Source organism: Telluria sp. PB2R4 (assembly GCF_059685695.1).
In genome coordinates this window covers 292542-309637 of the sequence record NZ_JCASIC010000004.1, presented here as the reverse complement: position 1 = coordinate 309637, position 17096 = coordinate 292542, and the positions used below count along the sequence as shown (strand labels likewise).

The following is a 17096-nucleotide window of genomic DNA, read 5'->3' as shown; positions in this document are numbered from 1 at the left end:
GTGTCCTTTCGATTCAGGCGATGGCGTCGGCGGCGCCGCGGCGCTCGGCGAGCATGTACTCGCGCGACTGCATTTCAATGATACGCGAGACGGTACGGTGGAATTCGTTCGCCAGCATACCCTGGGTGTACAGCTCTTCGGGTTCGACTGCCGCGGACATGATCAGCTTGACCTTGTGGTCATAGAACACGTCGATCAGCCAGGTGAAGCGGCGCGCTTCCGATGACTGTCCGGCCGACATGGCCGGAATGCCGGACAACACCACGGTATGGAAGCGCTCGGCCAGTTCGAGGTAGTCGTTCTGCGAACGCGGCCCGCCGCACAGGGTGGCGAAGTCGAACCAGATCACCCCGCCGGCGCGGCGCAGCGCGCGGATCTCGCGGTTCTCGATGTGCACGATCGGGCTCTCGTCGGCGGTGTCGGCCACCTTGGCGTAGGCATCGCGCAGCATGTGGTCGGACTTCGCGTTGAGCGGCGTGTAATAGGCCTCGACCTGCTCCAGCGCGCGCTTGCGGTAGTCGTTGCCGGCATCGACGTTGAGGACGTCGAGCTTGTCCTTCAGCAGCGCGATGGTCGGCAGCATGCGGTCGCGGTGCAGGCCGTCCGGGTACAGGGTGGACGGCTCGTAGTTCGAGGTCATCACGAAGCTCACGCCATTGTCGAACAAGGCCTTGAGCAGGTTATACAGGATCATCGCATCGGCGATGTCCGAGACGTGGAATTCGTCGAAGCAGATCAGGCGATATTTTTTCGCGATGCGCTTGGCGACTTCGTCGAGCGGATCGGCGACGCCTTTCAGTTCATCCAGTTGGCCGTGCACGGCGCGCATGAATTCGTGGAAGTGCAGGCGCGTCTTGCGCACCACCGGCACCACCGAATAGAAGGAGTCCATCAGGAAGGACTTGCCGCGCCCCACCCCGCCCCACATGTATACGCCCTTCGGCACGTCGGGACGGTTGATGAGGCGCTTGAAAGCGGACGACCGCTGGGCCTTGTACTGGACCCAGTCGTCGTACGCCTGCTGCAGGCGGTCGACCGCGGCTTGCTGGGCCGGGTCGGATGTGAAGCCGCGCTCGGTCAGCGCATGTTGGTAATACTCTTGGACGTTCATAGTGTTGATGCTGTTAACGTAGGGTGGGCGGGTCTCCCGCCCACGCGTTCAACGGTCGCATGCACGCCACGGAGCGGGCCGGGACAGGTGATTTGAACGCGTGGGCGGCAGAGCCGCCCACCCTACGAGTACTGCTTTTAGAAGTTCAGCGAACGCTTGTCCACCGCCAGCGCCGCTTCCTTCACGGCTTCCGACAGCGACGGGTGCGCGTGGCAGATGCGGGCGATGTCTTCCGACGAGGCCTTGAACTCCATCGCGACGACGGCTTCCGAGATCAGTTCGGACGCCACCGGGCCCACGATGTGCACACCCAGGATTTCATCGGTGACCGCATCGGCCAGGAATTTCACCATGCCCGATGTGTCGCCAAGCGCGCGCGCACGGCCGTTGGCCATGAACGGGAAGGTGCCCGCCTTGTACGACACGCCTTCGCTTTTCAGCTGCTGCTCGGTCTTGCCGACCCATGCGATTTCCGGCGAGGTGTAGATGACCCACGGGATGGTGTTGAAGTTGACGTGGCCGTGCTGGCCGGCGATGCGCTCGGCAACCGCGACGCCCTCTTCTTCCGCCTTGTGCGCCAGCATCGGGCCGCGCACGACGTCGCCCACCGCCCACACGCCCGGCAGGCTGGTGCGGCATTCGTCGTCGACGACCACGAAACCGCGCTCGTCCAGCTGCACGCCGACGGTCTCGATGCCCAGGCCGTTGGTGTTCGGCACGCGGCCGATCGAGATGATCAGGCGATCGAAGGTCGCGGTCTGCTCGGCGCCGGTGGAATCAAGGTAGGCGACGGTGACGTTGTTGTCGCCCTTGGTGATCGCACCGATCTTGCAGCCCAGGTTGATCTTCAGGCCCTGCTTGGTGAACAGCTTGTGCGCTTCCTTGGCGATCTGCTCGTCGACCGCGCCCAGGAAGGTCGGCAGGCCTTCCAGCACGGTGACGTCGGCGCCGACGCGGCGCCACACCGAACCCATTTCCAGGCCGATGACGCCGGCGCCGATCACGCCCAGCTTCGACGGAACGGCTTCGATCGCCAGCGCGCCGGCGTTCGACAGGATCAGCTTCTCGTCGAATTCCGCGCCCGGCAGCTGGCGTGCGTTCGAACCGGTCGCGATGACGACGTTCTTGGCCGTCAGGGTCTCGGTGGTCGGGCCGCTCACGTTGATGGTGTAGCCGCCGTCCGCCTTGCCGGCGAACGCGCCGCGGCCGTGGAAGAAGGTCACCTTGTTCTTCTTGAACAGGAACAGGATGCCGTCGTTGTTCTGCTTGACGATGGTGTCCTTGCGCTTGAGCATGGTCGGCAGGTCGAGTTCCAGGCCGTTCACCTTGATGCCGTGGTCCGCGAACGCATGGCCGGCGTGCTCGAAGTGTTCCGACGACTGCAGCAGGGCTTTCGACGGAATGCAGCCGACGTTGGTGCAGGTGCCGCCCGGGGCCGGCTTGCCGGCCGCGTTGCTCCACTCGTCGATGCAGGCGGTCTTGAAGCCGAGCTGCGCTGCACGGATGGCGGCGATGTAGCCGCCAGGACCGCCGCCGATCACGACGACGTCGAATTGTTTCTCGTTACTCATGAATAGCTTCCTTATTCTTCTGCGTTATTCTTCTGGGACAAAGATCCACAGCAGCAGGTACGCCAGCGCGCCGAAGCCGGAGGTGACCAGGGTGAACAGGGCGAAGATCACGCGCCAGGCGACGGTCTCCATGCCGAAGGTCACGCTCAGGCCACCGCAGACACCGCCGAGCCAGCGGTCGCTGCGCGAACGGCGCAGGCCGCGCATTTGCGCCTCGAAGCGGTTGGTCGCACTGCCGAAGCCGCCGCCGGTGCCACCCCGCGCACCGGCTTCGCCGCTGCCCTTGTCCAGGTTGACGCGCTCGGCCGCCAGCACCTTGGCCTTGGCCTGCTCGAATTCGGCGTCGCTCAGCGCGCCGGCCTGGTGCAGCTCGTGCAGACGCCGGATTTCATCGGAGATCATGGCAGTCCTCCCTGGGTTGTGCTGCTGTGTTGTGCTGCTGTAGCGGACATGCGCCGCTCGGCTGCATGTCCGCACTGCACTACTGTGCTGCCGATTACAGGTCGAGCAGCAGGCGTGCCGGATCTTCCAGCGCGTCCTTCATGGCCACCAGGCCCAGCACGGCTTCGCGGCCGTCGATGATGCGGTGGTCGTACGACATAGCCAGGTAGTTCATCGGGCGGATGACGATCTGGCCGTTCTCCACGACAGCGCGGTCCTTGGTCGCGTGCACGCCCAGGATCGCCGACTGCGGCGGGTTGATGATCGGGGTCGACAGCATCGAACCGAACACGCCGCCGTTCGAGATCGAGAAGGTACCGCCGTTCAGGTCTTCCAGGGTCAGCTTGCCGTCCTTGGCTTTCTGGCCGAATTCACCGATCTTCTTCTCGATCTCGGCGATCGACAGCTGGTCGGCGTTGCGCAGGATCGGCACCACCAGGCCGCGCGGCGAACCGACGGCGATACCGATGTCGAAGTAGCCGTGGTAGACGATGTCGTTACCGTCGACCGAGGCGTTCAGGATCGGGTACTTCTTCAGTGCGGCGACGGCGGCCTTGACGAAGAAGGACATGAAGCCCAGCTTGACGCCGTGCTCTTTCTCGAACTTGTCCTTGTACTTGTTGCGCAGTTCCATGACCGGCGCCATGTTCACCTCGTTGAAGGTGGTCAGGATGGCGTTGGTCGATTGCGACTGCAGCAGGCGCTCGGCGATACGGGCGCGCAGGCGGCTCATCGGCACGCGCTCTTCCGGACGGTCGCCCAGGTTGGCGACCGGTGCGGCGACCGATTGCAGGGCAGGCTTTGCGGCAGGCGCAGCGGCCTGGGCCGCCGGAGCGCCGGCCGGCTTGCCCGCGACTGCGGCCAGGGCGTCGCCCTTGGTCACGCGGCCGTCGCGGCCGGTGCCGGTGGCGTCCGATGCGCTCATGTTGTTGTCGGCCAGGATCTTGGCGGCGGCCGGCATGGCGACGTCGCCCTTGGCGCCGGTCGATGCTGCGCTTGGCCCGGCGGCGATCGGTGCGTTCGGTGCGGCCGACGGGATCGGCTTCACTTCCAGCGGGCTGGTCTGTGCCGAGGCTTCGGTATCGATGATCGCGATGACTTCGCCCGACACGACGGTCGCGCCGTCGGCCTTGAGCAGCTGCACGATCACGCCGGCGCCAGGGGCCGGCAGCTCCAGGACCACCTTGTCGGTCTCGATGTCGATCATGTTCTCGTCGCGCGCAACCGGCTCGCCGACTTTCTTGTGCCAGGACAGCAGGGTCGCTTCAGCAACCGATTCCGACAGTACAGGGACCTTGACTTCGATTTGTGCCATTTGATGTAACTCCGTTTTATGTATTCTGTGCAAAAGGCCCCGTGCCTGAGCACGAGGCCGTATCGTCTTACTTGGTCAGGATGAAACCCTTCAGCTTCGAGAACGCGGTTTCCAGCAGTTCTTTCTGCTGCGCCACGTGCTTGTCGGCATAACCGACCGCCGGGGACGCGGAGGCCGCGCGGCCGGCATAGGCCAGGCGCTGTCCGGCTTCCAGGCTTTCGAAGATGTTGTGCTGGATCTGGAACCACGGACCCTGGTTCTGCGGTTCATCCTGCACCCACACCACTTCGGTCGCGTTCGGGAACTTCTTCAGTTCGGCCGCGAACGACTTGTGCGGGAACGGATACATCTGTTCGATACGAACGATGGCGACATCGTTGGCGCCGCGGGTCTTGCGGGTGTTGACCAGGTCGTAGTAGACCTTGCCCGAGCAGACCTGCACGCGCTTGACCTTGCTCGCATCGATCTTCTCGTCGACTTCGCCGATGACGGTCTGGAAGCCGCCCTTGGCCAGGTCGGTCAGCGGCGAGCCGGCGTCCTTGTTACGCAGCAGCGACTTCGGCGTGAAGATCACCAGCGGCTTGCGGAACTGGCGCACCATCTGGCGGCGCAGCAGGTGGAAGATCTGGGCGGCCGTGGTCGGCTGCACCACTTGCATGTTGTTGTCGGCGCACAGCTGCAGGAAGCGCTCGATGCGGGCCGACGAGTGCTCCGGACCCTGGCCTTCATAGCCGTGCGGCAGCATCATGACCAGGCCCGAGGCGCGGCCCCACTTCACTTCGCCCGAAGCGATGAACTGGTCGATGACGACCTGGGCGCCGTTGACGAAGTCGCCGAACTGGGCTTCCCAGATGGTAAGCGTGTTCGGTTCGGCGGTCGAGTAGCCGTACTCGAAACCGAGCACCGCTTCTTCGGACAGCACCGAGTCGATCACGGTGAAGTTGGCCTGGTTGTCCGAGACGTTGGCCAGCGGCAGGTAGATGCCCTGGTCCCAGCGCTCGCGGTTCTGGTCGTGCAGCACGGCGTGGCGGTGCACGAAGGTGCCGCGGCCGGCGTCCTGGCCCGACAGGCGGATCGCATAGCCCGAGGCCAGCAGCGAGGCGAAGCCGAGGTGCTCGCCCATGCCCCAGTCGAGGTTCATCTCGCCCTTGCCCATGTTGGCGCGGTCGTTCAGCACCTTTTCCACCAGCGAGTGCGGCTTGAAGCCTTCCGGCACCTTGGTGATGCGTTCGGCCAGGCGCTTCAGCTCGGTCATCGGCACGGCGGTGTCGCAGGCGTCGGTCCACTTCTTGTTCAGGAACGGCGCCCAGTCGACGGCGTACTTGCCCTTGAAGTTGGTCAGCACCGGATCGACGGTGTGCTTGCCGGCGTCCATTGCGCTGCGGAACTCGGCGACCAACTGGTCGCCGGCATCCGCGGCGATGGTGCCCTGGGCAGCCAGCTTCTCCGCGTACAGCTTGCGGGTGCCCGGGTGCTTGGCGATCTTCTTGTACATCAGCGGCTGGGTCAGCGCCGGGGTGTCCTGCTCGTTGTGGCCGAGCTTGCGGTAGCAGACGATGTCCACGACCACGTCCTTGCCGAACTCGGTGCGGTAGTCCATCGCGAGCTGCGAGGCCAGCACCACCGCTTCCGGATCGTCGGCGTTCACGTGCAGCACCGGTGCCTCGATCATCTTGACGACGTCCGAGCAGTAGATGGTCGAACGGGCGTCACGCGGGTCCGAGGTGGTGAAACCGATCTGGTTATTGATGACGATGTGGACGGTACCGCCGGTGCCGTAGCCGCGGGTCTGGGCCAGGTTCAGGGTTTCCATGACCACGCCCTGGCCGGCGAATGCGGCGTCGCCGTGCACCAGGATCGGCAGCACTTCCTTGCCCTTGCGGTCGCCGCGGCGTTCCATGCGCGCCTTGACCGAACCTTCGACGACCGGGTTCACGATCTCGAGGTGCGAGGGATTGAAGGCCAGCGACAGGTGGACCGGGCCGCCCGGGGTCGAGATGTCGCTCGAGAAGCCCTGGTGGTACTTGACGTCGCCCGCAGGCAGGTCGTCGGCGTGCTTGCCTTCGAATTCTTCGAACAGGTCGGCCGGGCTCTTGCCCAGGGTGTTGACCAGCACGTTCAGGCGGCCGCGGTGGGCCATGCCGATGACGATCTCCTGCACGCCTTTTTCACCGGCGCGCTGGATGACTTCGTCGATCGAGGCGATGAAGGACTCGCCGCCTTCCAGCGAGAAGCGCTTGGCGCCGACGTACTTGGTGTGGAGGTAGCGTTCCAGGCCTTCGGCCGCGGTGAGGCGCTCGAGGATGTGCTTTTTCTTCTCGCCCGAGAAGGTCGGGGTCGAGCGGATCGACTCGAGGCGTTCCTGCAGCCAGCGCTTTTCCGCCGGATCGCTGATGTACATGAACTCAGCGCCGATCGAACGGCAATAGGTGTCGCGCAGCCAGTTCAGGATGTCGCGCAGGGGCGCGGTTTCCTTGCCGAAGTAGGTATTGCTGATGTTGAAGACGGTGTCGAGGTCCGCTTCGGTGAAGCCGTAGAAAGCCGGGTCGAGTTCCGGCAGCGGCGGACGTTCCTGGCGCTGCAGCGGATCGAGGTTGGCCCAGCGCGAGCCGAGGTAGCGGTAGGCGGCGATCAGCTGGGTGACGGCCACGCGCTTGCGGCCCATTTCCGGATCGGTGCTGGCGCTGATGGTGCGGATCGGGCCCTGCTTCGCGCGTTCGGCGAACGAGGCGACGACCGACGAGTGCACCACGTCGGAACGGTTGGAACCGTCGACGGCAGGCACGTTCTGCATCTGGTCGAAATAGGCGCGCCAGTTGTCCGGGACCGATCCCGGATTGTTCAGGTACGCTTCGTATAACTCTTCCACGTACGGCGCATTACCGCCGAACAGGTACGAGTTCGCATTCTGTTGCTGCATCATTCTTGCTCACCTTTCTTCGCGCTTCGCGAGTATGGGGCGGGTTAGTCTAACCTTCCGCGACACGGCCTGACCGGTTAGCGGATCGCACTTACTTCTCAAGTTGTGGGGAAGGACGAAATTCTGTACTGCTTTTACACTAGCAACGCTTGCTATATCACAAGCATGATGCCTTTTAGCGCACGGTATTGTAACGCAAGCTTCCGCGCAAGGCAGGCCCTGCGGCCATAAATGTTTTATTTCAATTTGTAAAGCCACATCCAGGCGTTGACCCGGTAAATGATAATCGTTATCATTTGAGGATGAGCTCATCTGGACCAACCACTACCGCACAGCCAGGCACGGCATCGAACGCCCTGCCGGGCGCGCGCCGCGCCGTCTATCTCAAGCAGCTGCACCAATGGCACTGGATCAGCTCGGCAATCTGCCTGATGGCGATGCTTCTTTTCAGCTTTACCGGATTCACCCTGAACCACGCGGCCCAGATCGAGGCCAAGCCGCAAGTCACGCGCCTCAAAAGCACCCTGCCGGAGCCGCTGCGCACCCAGCTCGAAGCCTATGCCGCCGATCACGCCGACGCCGAAGTGCCGCTCCCGAACGAGATCGCCGAGTGGGCCAACGCCTCCTTCCCGGTCGACGTGCGCGGCACCCGCGCCGAATGGAGCGAGGAAGACGCCTACATCGCCCTGCCCCGTCCGGGCGGCGACGCCTGGCTGCGCATCGCGGCCACTGGCGAGGCCGAATACGAGGCGACCTCGCGCGGCTGGATCTCGTGGCTGAACGACATGCACAAGGGCCGCAACACCGGCACCGTCTGGAGCTGGTTCATCGACATCTTCGCGATCGCCTGCGTGATTTTTTGCCTCACCGGCTTCCTGATCCTGAAATACCACGCGGCCAACCGGCCCTCGACCTGGCCCGTGATCGGTTTCGGCATCGTGCTGCCGGCCGTGATCGCGCTGCTGTTCGTGCATTGACTTCATGGCTGATTTATTAGCTGAGCTTATATTTAACTCTCATTCATAAGGTAATCTGATGAAACTGTCCCGCTCGCTGGCCTTGACCTTGCCACTGACCCTGCCGCTGGCATCCGGCTGGGCGATGGGCGCCGACCTGTCCGTCAAGTTCGAGCTGCCGCGGCTGAACGTGGCCGAATACCACAAGCCCTACGTCGCGATCTGGCTCGAGCGCGCCGACCAGGGCGTCGCGTCGAACCTGGCCGTGCTGTACGACCTCAAGCTGAAGGACCGCGAAGGCGAAAAATGGCTGAAGGACCTGCGCACCTGGTGGCGCAAGGCGGGGCGCGAAGCGAGCATGCCGATCGACGGCGTGAGCGGCGCGACCCGTGCGCCCGGCACCCACACCATGAAATTCGATGCTGCGCGCTCCGGCCTGGACAAGCTTCCGGCCGGCGGCTACACCCTGGTGGTCGAAGCCTCGCGCGAATCGGGCGGGCGCGAAGTGGTCAAGCTGCCATTCAACTGGGCCGGCAAGGGCAAGGTCGCCGCCAGCGCGGCAGGCAAGGACGAACTGGGCGCCGTATCGCTTCAGATCCAGTAACGCACATTATTTGATACGACAACAGGAGAACCACATGCAACAACAGCGCTTCACCAAGGCCCTTGCACTCGGCCTGATCTTCGCAGGCATGTCCATGACGGCCAAGGCGCACGACGCATGGCTGCTGCCGAACGCCACCATGGTCGACGCCAAGGAAGCCTGGGTGTCGCTCGACGCCGGGATCTCGAACCAGTTGTTCGAGTTCAACCATGCACCGCTGCGTCTGGACAACCTGATGATCACCGATCCGGATGGTGTGAGCACCAAGGCCACCGGCGCGGTGCTGGGCAAGTACCGCAGCACGCTCGACCTGCGCCTGCCGAAGGACGGCACCTACCGCCTGTCGATCGTCAACAACAACGTGATGGGCAGCTACAAGCTCAATGGCGAAACCAAGCGCTTCCGCGGTCCGCAGGGCAGCGCGCAAGTGCAGGTCCCGGCTGGCGCCACCGAGGTGCAGACCACCAATGTCCTCACCCGCCTGGAAACCTTCGTCTCGGCCAACAAGATGAATGAGACTGCCCTGAAGCCGAGCGGTACCGGTCTCGAACTGATCCCGGTCACCCACCCGTCCGACCTGCGCGTCGGCGAGCCGATCCGCGTGCGCTTCCAGCTCGACGGCAAGCCGGCGGCCAAGCTGGCCTTCAGCGTGGTGCCGGGCACCGCCAAGTACCGCGGCTCCTCGGGCGAACAGCGCCTGACGACCGACGACAAGGGCGAAGCCAGCTTCACCGTGCCGGCGCCGAACATGTACTACCTGAGCGCCAGCTTCCCGGGCGGCGAGCGCGGTGCTCCGCAGCAGCCGGGCGCCAAGCGCTACACCTATGCGGCAACGTTCGAAGTGCTGCCGCAGTAAAGACCGGCAAGACAGCATGCGTGAGGTTCTCGTTCCGCTCGACATCGACATGGCGCTGCCGCCCGTCGGGAGCGTGCTGCGCAAGGCGGCCGGCCGCGCGATGGGCACGACCTGGTCGGCGCAGATGCTGGTCCCGCCCGGGGCTGGCGGCGATCTGGAAGCCGCCCTGCAACGCGAGCTGGACGAGATCGTCGCGCAGATGAGCCACTGGGACGACACCTCCCTGCTGGCGCGCTACAACCGGGCGCCGGGCGGCAGCTGGCACGCGCTGCCGCCGCAGTTCTTCGAGGTGATAGACTTCGCGCTGCAGGTCCATGAAGACACGGCCGGCGCCTACGATCCGGCCGCCGGCGCACTGGTCCAGCTATGGGGCTTCGGCCCGACCGGCCGCCACGACAGCGCCGGTTTCCAGCTGCCCTCCCCAGCCGAGGTTGCCAGCACCGTGGCGCGGCGCGCCAGGGCCGCGCCGCAGCTCGACCGCAAGGAACGCCGCCTGTTGCAGCCTGGCGGCGCCATCCTCGATTTCTCCTCGGTCGCCAAGGGCTACGGCGTGGACCGCCTCGGGCTCTGCCTCGAACGCCATGGCGTGCGCCACTACCTGGTCGAAGTCGGCGGCGAGCTGCGCGGCGCCGGCATGAAGCCGGACGGCGAGCCGTGGTGGGTCGAGATCGAAGGCGTGCCCGATGCGGCCGCCGCTGTGCTCACGCCTGCGCAGGCCGTGGTGGCCCTGCACGGCCTGGCCGTCGCCACCTCGGGCGACTACCGCAGCTACTTCGACCATGGCGGACAGCGCGCTTCGCACACGCTCGATCCACGCAGCGGCCACCCGATCGTCAACCGGGTCGCGTCCTGCACGGTCGTGGCCCGCACCTGCATGGTGGCCGACGCGCTGTCGACCGCGCTGACCGTGATGGGCGCCGAGGCGGGAATCGCGTTTGCGGATGCGCGCGGCATCGCGGCGCGCTACCTGGTGCGGATCGACGGCGGGTTGCGCGAACACGTCACGGCCGGGTGGCGGGAACTGCTGCAATGATGACCCTCGACCCCGTGCGCTGGTGCAGCGCGCTCGCCCTTTCCGGTGGCTACCTGGCGATGTGCCTGGCGATCTGGCGTGCACGGGCTGCTCGTCCCGTTACGCCAACCGGCACTGCCGACTGGCTGGTGGTGTACGCCAGCCAGACCGGCGGCGCCGAATACCTGGCCGGGCAGACCGCCGCCACCTTGACCACGGGCGGACTGTCCGCGCGCGCGCTGTGCATGTCCGAGCTCGACGCCGATACGCTGGCGCGGGCCGGCCGCGTGCTGTTCATCGCCAGCACCTACGGCGAAGGCGACGCGCCCGACAGCGCCGCACGCTTTGCCGGCGCGGTGATGGCCGGGTCGCCCGACCTGGCGCACCTGACGCACTTGCACTACGCCATGCTGGCCCTGGGCGACAGCAGCTACGTCAATTATTGCGGCTTCGGCCGCGCGCTGGACGGCTGGCTGAGGGCGCGCGGCGCAACGCCGCTGTTCGAGCGCATCGACGTCGACCGCGGCAATGCCAGGGCGCTGGCCGAATGGCAGCACCACATCGGCCGCCTGGCCGGCACCGCCGACGCGCCGGACTGGGAAGCGCCAAGCTACGCCGACTGGCGTATCGCCGAACGCTCGCTCGCCAACCCGGGCAGCGCCGGGGCCCCGCTCTACCGCATTGCCCTGCTGCCGCTGGATGGCGCGCTGCCGGCCTGGGAAGCCGGCGACCTGGCGCAGCTCAGCGCGCCGGCGGATCCGGAGCATCCACGCGAATATTCGATTGCTTCATTGCGCTCGGAAGGCCGGCTGGAACTGATGGTGCGCCTGCAGCGGCGCGAGGACGGCAGCGTGGGCGCGGCTTCCGGCTGGCTGTGCGAAACGGCGGCGCCGGCTGACGTGATCCGGCTGCGCCTGCGCGCGCACCAGCGCTTCCGCCTGAACGGCAACGCCGGACGTCCCCTGATCGCGATCGGCAACGGCAGCGGACTGGCTGGATTGCGTGCGCTGCTCAAGTCGCGCATCGACGCGGGCAAAGGCGACAACTGGCTGCTGTTCGGCGAGCGCAACGCGGCGCACGACTTCCTGTGCCGCGAGGAGCTGCAGGAATGGCTTGCAGCGGGCAGCCTGGCGCGGCTCGACCTCGCCTTCTCGCGCGACGGGTCGGCAACGCGCTACGTGCAGCATCTGGTAGAGGAACACGCCGCGGCGCTGCGCAGCTGGGTCGAGCAAGGCGCCGCGATCTATGTGTGCGGGAGCTTGCAGGGGATGGCCGGTGGCGTGCATGAGGCACTGACCGAAGCCTTGGGTGCACAGACCCTCGACGCACTGACGGCCGCGGGCCGCTACCGCCGCGACGTGTATTGAACATGGTGGGCGGCAGCGCCGCCCACCACCACGCCTATCGCTGCTTGTCGTTCTTGTGGCTCTGCGCACCCGCCCGCGCATGCTGCTCCGGCGTTCCGCCCTGCACACCGCCGCTGGCCTGGTTGCCGCCGCCCTGGTTTCCCCCACGGCCACTCTGCTGGCCACCCTGGCCGCCACCGCTCTGCTGGCTGCCGCCGCCACCGCCGCCGTGGCTCATCGAGCCGGCACGGCGTGCTTCTTCCGGCGTGAACTCATGGGCATTGCCCGAGGCATGGGCAGCGCGTCCGCCTTCGCTGGCGATCTCGCGCTGGCGCTGCGGATCCATGGAAGCGAAACCGCGGTTGCTGGTGCCGCCGCTCTGCTTGTTGCTGCCCTGGTTGCCGGACTGGTTGTTACCCTGGTTGTTGCCCTGGTTGCCGACCTGATTCTTGCCCTGGTTACCGCCCTTGTTGCCGCCCTGGTTATTCGATGCCATAGTTGCCTCCTGAACAGAGTTAAAAAGCACCAGCCGGAAGTGGCTGAGACGGGTCCATCCTAACCATGGCGAACCCATCCGGCCAGCCAAAACCGGCAGCGCTCCTGTAGGACCAGGCCTCGTCCAACCCGGCGTCTGGGCCGTCAGACTGGCAGAAGTTTTTTGTTCAACATTTTGTATTTTTGCGAGCCCTGGCATAGGATGATCCTCCAGTTCCAGTTTCGAGAACAAATTTTCTTTTCCGCTGTAGTCCTACGCTGACCCGACATTGTGAAATTCTCCATCGGCCACCGCCTGTTCCTCTCGGTCCTGCTCGCCATCCTGGCAGTGGCGGCCAGTGCCGTTTACCTGCTGCGCCAGAACGTGTTGTCCAGCTTCGGCGACTACGCAGTCGGCATCGAACTCGATCGCCTGGACGAACTCTCGGCTGCGCTGGCGGCCCGCTACCGGGCGCAGGGCGGCTGGCAGTTCCTGCCCGCCGATGCGGGGCGCCGCGGCTGGATCGCGCACGAGCTGGGCCGGCTGCAGGACGAGCGCGAACGGCGCCTTGTCGCCGTGCCGCCGGTGCCGCCGAGCGCGCCGGCCCCGGTTGCCCCGCTTGCCCCGGCCGGCCCGGTTGCGCCGATGGAAGCATCTTCGCCGCCGGCGCCGCCCGCCCCTCCCGCCCCTCCCGCCCCGCCCGCCCCGCCCCTGCCGCCGCCCCGCCTCGACGTCCCGTCCGCCGACGGCATCACCTACGACCTGCCCCAACGCGTCACGCTGCTCGACACCAAGGGCGGCTACCTGGCCGGCCACACGCTCCAGACGCAAGGCGCTTTGCCGCCGGCCCGGCGCGCCATCGAGATCGACGGCCGCACGGTCGGCTACCTGGCGGTGGCGCGCAGCCACCAGCCGAGCGATGCGATGGCGCTCGCCTTCCTGGAACAGCTGCGCAGCAGCCTGTGGCTGATCGTCGCCGTGGCGGTGGCCCTGAGCGCGCTCGCCGCGACCCTGCTGGCGCGCCACTTCCGCCAGCCGATCCTGGCCCTGGCCGAAGGCGCCGGCGCCCTGGCCGGCGGCCGCTACGATGTGCGCCTGCCGGCTGCGCGCAGCGACGAGCTGGGCGAGCTGGCGCGCCACTTCAACGCACTGGCGCAGCAGCTCGACAGCCTCGAAGGCGCGCGCCGCCAATGGGTGGCCGATACCTCGCACGAGCTGCGCACCCCGCTGTCCGTGCTGCGCGCCCAGCTCGAAGCGCTGCAGGACGGCGTGCGCAGCGCCACACCCGAGACCTTCGAGGCCATGCTGCGCCAGGTGCTGGCCCTGAACAAGCTGATCGACGAACTGTATGCGCTGGCGCGCGCCGACGTGGGTGCGCTCGATTGCAGGCCGGTCCCGCTCGACCTGTGGGACTTCGCCGGCGCCCACGCCCAGGGTTTCGCCATGCGCCTGGAAGCGGCCGGCCTGACCCTGGAAACCGGCGCCGCGCCTGCGCAACGCCGCGTGCTGGCCGATCCCGACCGCCTGCGCCAGGTGCTCGACAACCTGCTTGAAAACAGCCTGCGCTACAGCGCGCCGGGCGGCCGCATCGTCTTGTCTGCACACGCCGACGGCGCGCGACTGCAACTGGTCATCGACGACAGCGCACCCGGGGTGCCGGACGACGCCCTCGCACGCCTGGCCGAACGCTTCTACCGCGTCGATGCCTCGCGCAGCCGCGCGCATGGCGGGGCCGGGCTCGGGCTGGCGCTGTGCCGCCGTATCCTCGAGGCACAGGGCGGCGACATCGACTTCGCCCATTCGCCGCTCGGCGGCCTGCGCGTGATCCTGTCGCTGCCGCTGTCGGGAGAGGCCGCATGAGCCAGGCCATCATGATCGTGGAAGACGAGCCGGAGCTGGCCGCACTGGTGGCCGACTATGCACGCGCCGCCGGCTATGTGCCGCGGGTTGTCGGCGACGGCCGCGCGGCACTGGACGCGATCCGCGCCGACCCGCCCGCACTGGTCGTGCTCGACCTGATGCTGCCCGGCCTGGACGGCCTGTCGCTGTGCCGCGCGCTGCGCGAGGGTAATGAACCGGGCAGCGCGCTGCCGGTCATCATGGTGACCGCGCGCGTCGAGGAGATCGACCGCCTGCTCGGCCTCGAGGCGGGCGCCGACGACTACCTGTGCAAGCCCTTCAGCCCGCGCGAGCTGATGGCGCGCATCAAGGCGATCCTGCGCCGCTCGGGCCCGGCGCAACCGCCACGCGTGCTGGCGATCGACGAAGCGGCGCGGCACATCACGATCCACGGCCAGGCGCTCGACCTGACGCCGAGCGAATTCGCCATCCTGGCCGCGCTGGCGCGCCGGCCGGGCCAGGTGCTCTCGCGCGCCCAGCTGCTCGATTGCGCCCGCGCCGACAGCCTGGAGGCCACCGACCGCGCCATCGACAGCCACATCAAGAACCTGCGGCGCAAGATCGACGCCGCCGCGCCTGGGCTGGAAGCAATCCGCTCGATTTACGGCCTCGGCTACCGCTGCGACATTTGAAACAGGCAAGGCGACCGCACCATTCGCCCGAGGTTCCATCAAGCCTTTTGCGGCACGTCGTCCTGCGCATTCTTCGCTTCCCTATCGTGGTCGGAATCCGTGCACGAAGCATGGAACAAAACGAAGGGAGGCGAAGATGCGACGCTTTACGCCAGGACGGACTTCCACGGGCATCGGCTTGCTGCTGCTGACAGCGGCAATGTCCGTGTACAGCCAAACCGACAGCGGAGCAGTGGCCGATACGGCAAACGCCGCACCCACACAAGACGCACGTACGGGCGGCGGCCCTGGCGGCCGCGACGTCTACGGCATCGTCAACCTGGTGCCGTTCCGGGCGTCCACGTCACGCTTCAATGCGCGCGGCCAGGCCGCCTTCGACTACGTCGGACTCGACTACGGGCTGCATGTCGGCTTCTTCGACGGCGAGCGCGTCATCGATCCTGTGCCGCCGGCCGCGACGGTGTCGGTGCTCGGCGGGCTCAACGACCGGGGCGAACTTGCCATGCAGGTGCGTTACCTCGACCCCGCACACCCCCTCTCCGACGCATTCCGGGTACTGCGCTGGACGGCCGGGCGCCCTCCGGTCATCCTGCCTGTTCCCTACATCGCCGACGCCGATATTTATATCGGCGCCATCAACAAGCGCGGCGAGATCGTCGGGAACTCCTCCACCTCGCCGGAGGGCGGGAATTACCGGGGAGTACGCTGGACGGCGGGCAACCGCGTGCTTCCTCTTTACGGCCCGGCAGGCTTCGGCGAGGTGTCCGCACCCGACATCAACGACAGCAATGTCAGCGTCGGCTACGGCGTCGCCGCCAACGGCGCTATCCGCGGACTGCGCTGGGATCAGGCCGGCCGGCCGCTGGACCTCGGCACCTTCGGCGCGGCCGGCGCCGCGCCCCGCTACATCAACAACCGCGGCGAGATCGCCGGTACGCTCGACCCGGCGACCGGCAATTTCCAGGCCTTCCTGTGGAGTCCTGGAAGGGGCACGGTGCGGGTCGGGCCGAATACCGTTCTCAGCAAGTTGAACGAGGCCGGCGAACAGGTCGGGCGCTTCCAGCGCCCCAACGGCGAGACCCACGCCTACTATTTTTCCCGGGCACGGGGACTGGTCAACCTGCACCCCCGCCCACTGTTCGCATCCGAGGCCACCGACATCAACGAAAGCGGCATCGTGGTCGGCATGGCGCGGCGCAGTGCGACCGACCCGGGGGTGGCCTACCGCTGGTCGCGGCCGGGCGGCGCAGTCGACCTCAACACCCTCCTGCTCGACCCGCCTTCCGGCCTCGTTGTCGGCGAAGCGCTGGCGATCGCGCCCAACGGCAACATCCTCGCCAACTCCAGTGCCGGCCTGGTACTGCTGGGTGCGCGTGGCAGGGGCGGCGATGCGCCGGTGCTCGGGCCAATCCAGCTATCCCCGACGGAGCTCAACCAACCGGTGACGCTCAGGCTATCCTTCCGCGACCGCAATCCTGGCGACACCCACCACGCTACCATCGACTGGGGCGACGGCAGGGGCCCGCAGCCAGCCGCCGTGCGCGAGTACCGTGGCCGCGGCGAAGTGAGCGCCACCCATACGTTCACCGCGGAAGGCGACTACAACATGGTCGCCCGCGTCACCGACTCGACCGGGCGCGGCACGGTCCAAGTCGTGGCGAGGTTGATCAGGGAATCCGACGGGCCGGGGCTCCCCACAGACGCTGCCGGGGCCCGGTAAACAAACGAACTGTCCGACACCCACCGCCGCAGACGGCTGGGGCTGATTAGCTAGCCGGCCGCGCATTCTCGTCTTGTTCACATGGCCATGCAGGACGACCGGCCCCGGCTGGGAGCGCGTCGGGGGCAAGCCGGACTTGACGGTGGATCCGGGCGCTGAACATGCTCCGATCGCCATGACGCTGCGCGCTGCAGGGCGGGCCCTCCATCATTTCTCCACATTTGGCCTGCAACCTATC

At 66.7% G+C, this 17096-nt stretch carries 14 protein-coding genes; 8 read left to right on the top strand and 6 right to left on the bottom strand.

Going from position 1 to position 17096, the window contains the following annotated elements; all coding sequences use genetic code 11:
* Nucleotides 1-13: 13 nt before the first annotated feature.
* From zapE to AC56LU_RS09780, 5 genes are all read right to left on the bottom strand, one after another.
* A complete protein-coding gene (gene zapE / locus AC56LU_RS09800; protein ID WP_497175400.1) occupies nucleotides 14-1111 on the bottom strand; it encodes a cell division protein ZapE in 1098 nt (365 codons plus the stop codon).
* Between the two features lie 137 nt (nucleotides 1112-1248).
* Entirely contained in the window at nucleotides 1249-2682 is a 1434-nt protein-coding gene (lpdA, locus tag AC56LU_RS09795) for a dihydrolipoyl dehydrogenase (RefSeq protein ID WP_497175399.1), read from the bottom strand.
* Nucleotides 2683-2706: 24 nt separating this feature from the next.
* The gene (locus AC56LU_RS09790) at nucleotides 2707-3084 is read right to left on the bottom strand and encodes a PspC domain-containing protein (RefSeq protein ID WP_497175398.1); all 378 of its coding nucleotides are present in this window, start codon (nucleotides 3082-3084) and stop codon (nucleotides 2707-2709) included.
* A gap of 94 nt (nucleotides 3085-3178) precedes the next feature.
* Nucleotides 3179-4438 carry a 2-oxoglutarate dehydrogenase complex dihydrolipoyllysine-residue succinyltransferase gene (odhB, locus tag AC56LU_RS09785; protein WP_497175397.1) on the bottom strand — a complete coding sequence of 420 codons (1260 nt, stop codon included), beginning with the start codon at nucleotides 4436-4438 and terminating at the stop codon, nucleotides 3179-3181.
* Between the two features lie 67 nt (nucleotides 4439-4505).
* Nucleotides 4506-7361, bottom strand: a complete 2856-nt coding sequence (locus AC56LU_RS09780; protein WP_497175396.1) for a 2-oxoglutarate dehydrogenase E1 component — start codon at nucleotides 7359-7361, stop codon at nucleotides 4506-4508.
* A 299-nt stretch (nucleotides 7362-7660) separates the two neighbouring features.
* Here AC56LU_RS09780 and AC56LU_RS09775 point away from each other — a divergent pair, with 299 nt between their 5' ends.
* The 5 genes from AC56LU_RS09775 to AC56LU_RS09755 are packed head-to-tail and all read left to right on the top strand — an operon-like array spanning nucleotide 7661 to nucleotide 12153.
* Nucleotides 7661-8335: a PepSY-associated TM helix domain-containing protein gene (locus AC56LU_RS09775; RefSeq protein ID WP_497175395.1), complete on the top strand. Its 675-nt coding sequence runs from the start codon at nucleotides 7661-7663 to the stop codon at nucleotides 8333-8335.
* A 58-nt stretch (nucleotides 8336-8393) separates the two neighbouring features.
* Nucleotides 8394-8918 (top strand): DUF2271 domain-containing protein, encoded by a 525-nt coding sequence (locus AC56LU_RS09770; protein WP_497175394.1) that lies wholly within the window; start codon nucleotides 8394-8396, stop codon nucleotides 8916-8918.
* Between the two features lie 34 nt (nucleotides 8919-8952).
* The gene (locus AC56LU_RS09765; RefSeq protein WP_497175393.1) at nucleotides 8953-9774 is read left to right on the top strand and encodes a DUF4198 domain-containing protein; all 822 of its coding nucleotides are present in this window, start codon (nucleotides 8953-8955) and stop codon (nucleotides 9772-9774) included.
* A 16-nt stretch (nucleotides 9775-9790) separates the two neighbouring features.
* A complete protein-coding gene (locus AC56LU_RS09760; RefSeq protein WP_497175392.1) occupies nucleotides 9791-10807 on the top strand; it encodes an FAD:protein FMN transferase in 1017 nt (338 codons plus the stop codon).
* Nucleotides 10804-12153, top strand: coding sequence for a sulfite reductase subunit alpha (locus AC56LU_RS09755; protein ID WP_497175391.1), 1350 nt, complete (start codon nucleotides 10804-10806; stop codon nucleotides 12151-12153). The genes AC56LU_RS09760 and AC56LU_RS09755 overlap by 4 nt, the downstream gene beginning before the upstream one ends.
* Before the next feature lie 34 nt (nucleotides 12154-12187).
* Here the strand turns inward: AC56LU_RS09755 and AC56LU_RS09750 are convergent, their stop codons facing one another.
* On the bottom strand, nucleotides 12188-12628 hold the full coding sequence (locus AC56LU_RS09750; protein WP_497175390.1) for a KGG domain-containing protein: 441 nt from the start codon (nucleotides 12626-12628) through the stop codon (nucleotides 12188-12190).
* 270 nt (nucleotides 12629-12898) lie between these two features.
* Here AC56LU_RS09750 and AC56LU_RS09745 point away from each other — a divergent pair, with 270 nt between their 5' ends.
* The 3 genes from AC56LU_RS09745 to AC56LU_RS09735 all read left to right on the top strand — a co-directional run bounded on the left by AC56LU_RS09745 (nucleotide 12899) and on the right by AC56LU_RS09735 (nucleotide 16858).
* Complete coding sequence (locus tag AC56LU_RS09745) at nucleotides 12899-14467, top strand: ATP-binding protein (protein WP_497175389.1); 1569 nt, start codon at nucleotides 12899-12901, stop codon at nucleotides 14465-14467.
* Nucleotides 14464-15138: a response regulator gene (locus AC56LU_RS09740; RefSeq protein ID WP_497175388.1), complete on the top strand. Its 675-nt coding sequence runs from the start codon at nucleotides 14464-14466 to the stop codon at nucleotides 15136-15138. Before AC56LU_RS09745 ends, AC56LU_RS09740 begins: the two co-directional genes overlap by 4 nt.
* 136 nt (nucleotides 15139-15274) lie before the next feature.
* Nucleotides 15275-16858, top strand: coding sequence for a hypothetical protein (locus AC56LU_RS09735; protein WP_497175387.1), 1584 nt, complete (start codon nucleotides 15275-15277; stop codon nucleotides 16856-16858).
* Nucleotides 16859-17096 lie beyond the last annotated feature (238 nt).

Excerpts from the sequence above, each read along its gene's own strand:
- AC56LU_RS09740 (WP_497175388.1), top strand. The coding sequence starts at position 14,464 with ATGAGCCAGGCCATCATGATCGTGGAAGACGAGCCGGAGCTGGCCGCA.
- AC56LU_RS09755 (WP_497175391.1), top strand. The coding sequence starts at position 10,804 with ATGATGACCCTCGACCCCGTGCGCTGGTGCAGCGCGCTCGCCCTTTCC.
- AC56LU_RS09775 (WP_497175395.1), top strand. The coding sequence starts at position 7,661 with ATGAGCTCATCTGGACCAACCACTACCGCACAGCCAGGCACGGCATCG.
- AC56LU_RS09735 (WP_497175387.1), top strand. The coding sequence starts at position 15,275 with ATGCGACGCTTTACGCCAGGACGGACTTCCACGGGCATCGGCTTGCTG.
- AC56LU_RS09770 (WP_497175394.1), top strand. The coding sequence starts at position 8,394 with ATGAAACTGTCCCGCTCGCTGGCCTTGACCTTGCCACTGACCCTGCCG.
- odhB (WP_497175397.1), bottom strand. The coding sequence starts at position 4,438 with ATGGCACAAATCGAAGTCAAGGTCCCTGTACTGTCGGAATCGGTTGCT.
- zapE (WP_497175400.1), bottom strand. The coding sequence starts at position 1,111 with ATGAACGTCCAAGAGTATTACCAACATGCGCTGACCGAGCGCGGCTTC.
- AC56LU_RS09750 (WP_497175390.1), bottom strand. The coding sequence starts at position 12,628 with ATGGCATCGAATAACCAGGGCGGCAACAAGGGCGGTAACCAGGGCAAG.
- AC56LU_RS09780 (WP_497175396.1), bottom strand. The coding sequence starts at position 7,361 with ATGATGCAGCAACAGAATGCGAACTCGTACCTGTTCGGCGGTAATGCG.
- AC56LU_RS09760 (WP_497175392.1), top strand. The coding sequence starts at position 9,791 with ATGCGTGAGGTTCTCGTTCCGCTCGACATCGACATGGCGCTGCCGCCC.
- lpdA (WP_497175399.1), bottom strand. The coding sequence starts at position 2,682 with ATGAGTAACGAGAAACAATTCGACGTCGTCGTGATCGGCGGCGGTCCT.
- AC56LU_RS09790 (WP_497175398.1), bottom strand. The coding sequence starts at position 3,084 with ATGATCTCCGATGAAATCCGGCGTCTGCACGAGCTGCACCAGGCCGGC.
- AC56LU_RS09765 (WP_497175393.1), top strand. The coding sequence starts at position 8,953 with ATGCAACAACAGCGCTTCACCAAGGCCCTTGCACTCGGCCTGATCTTC.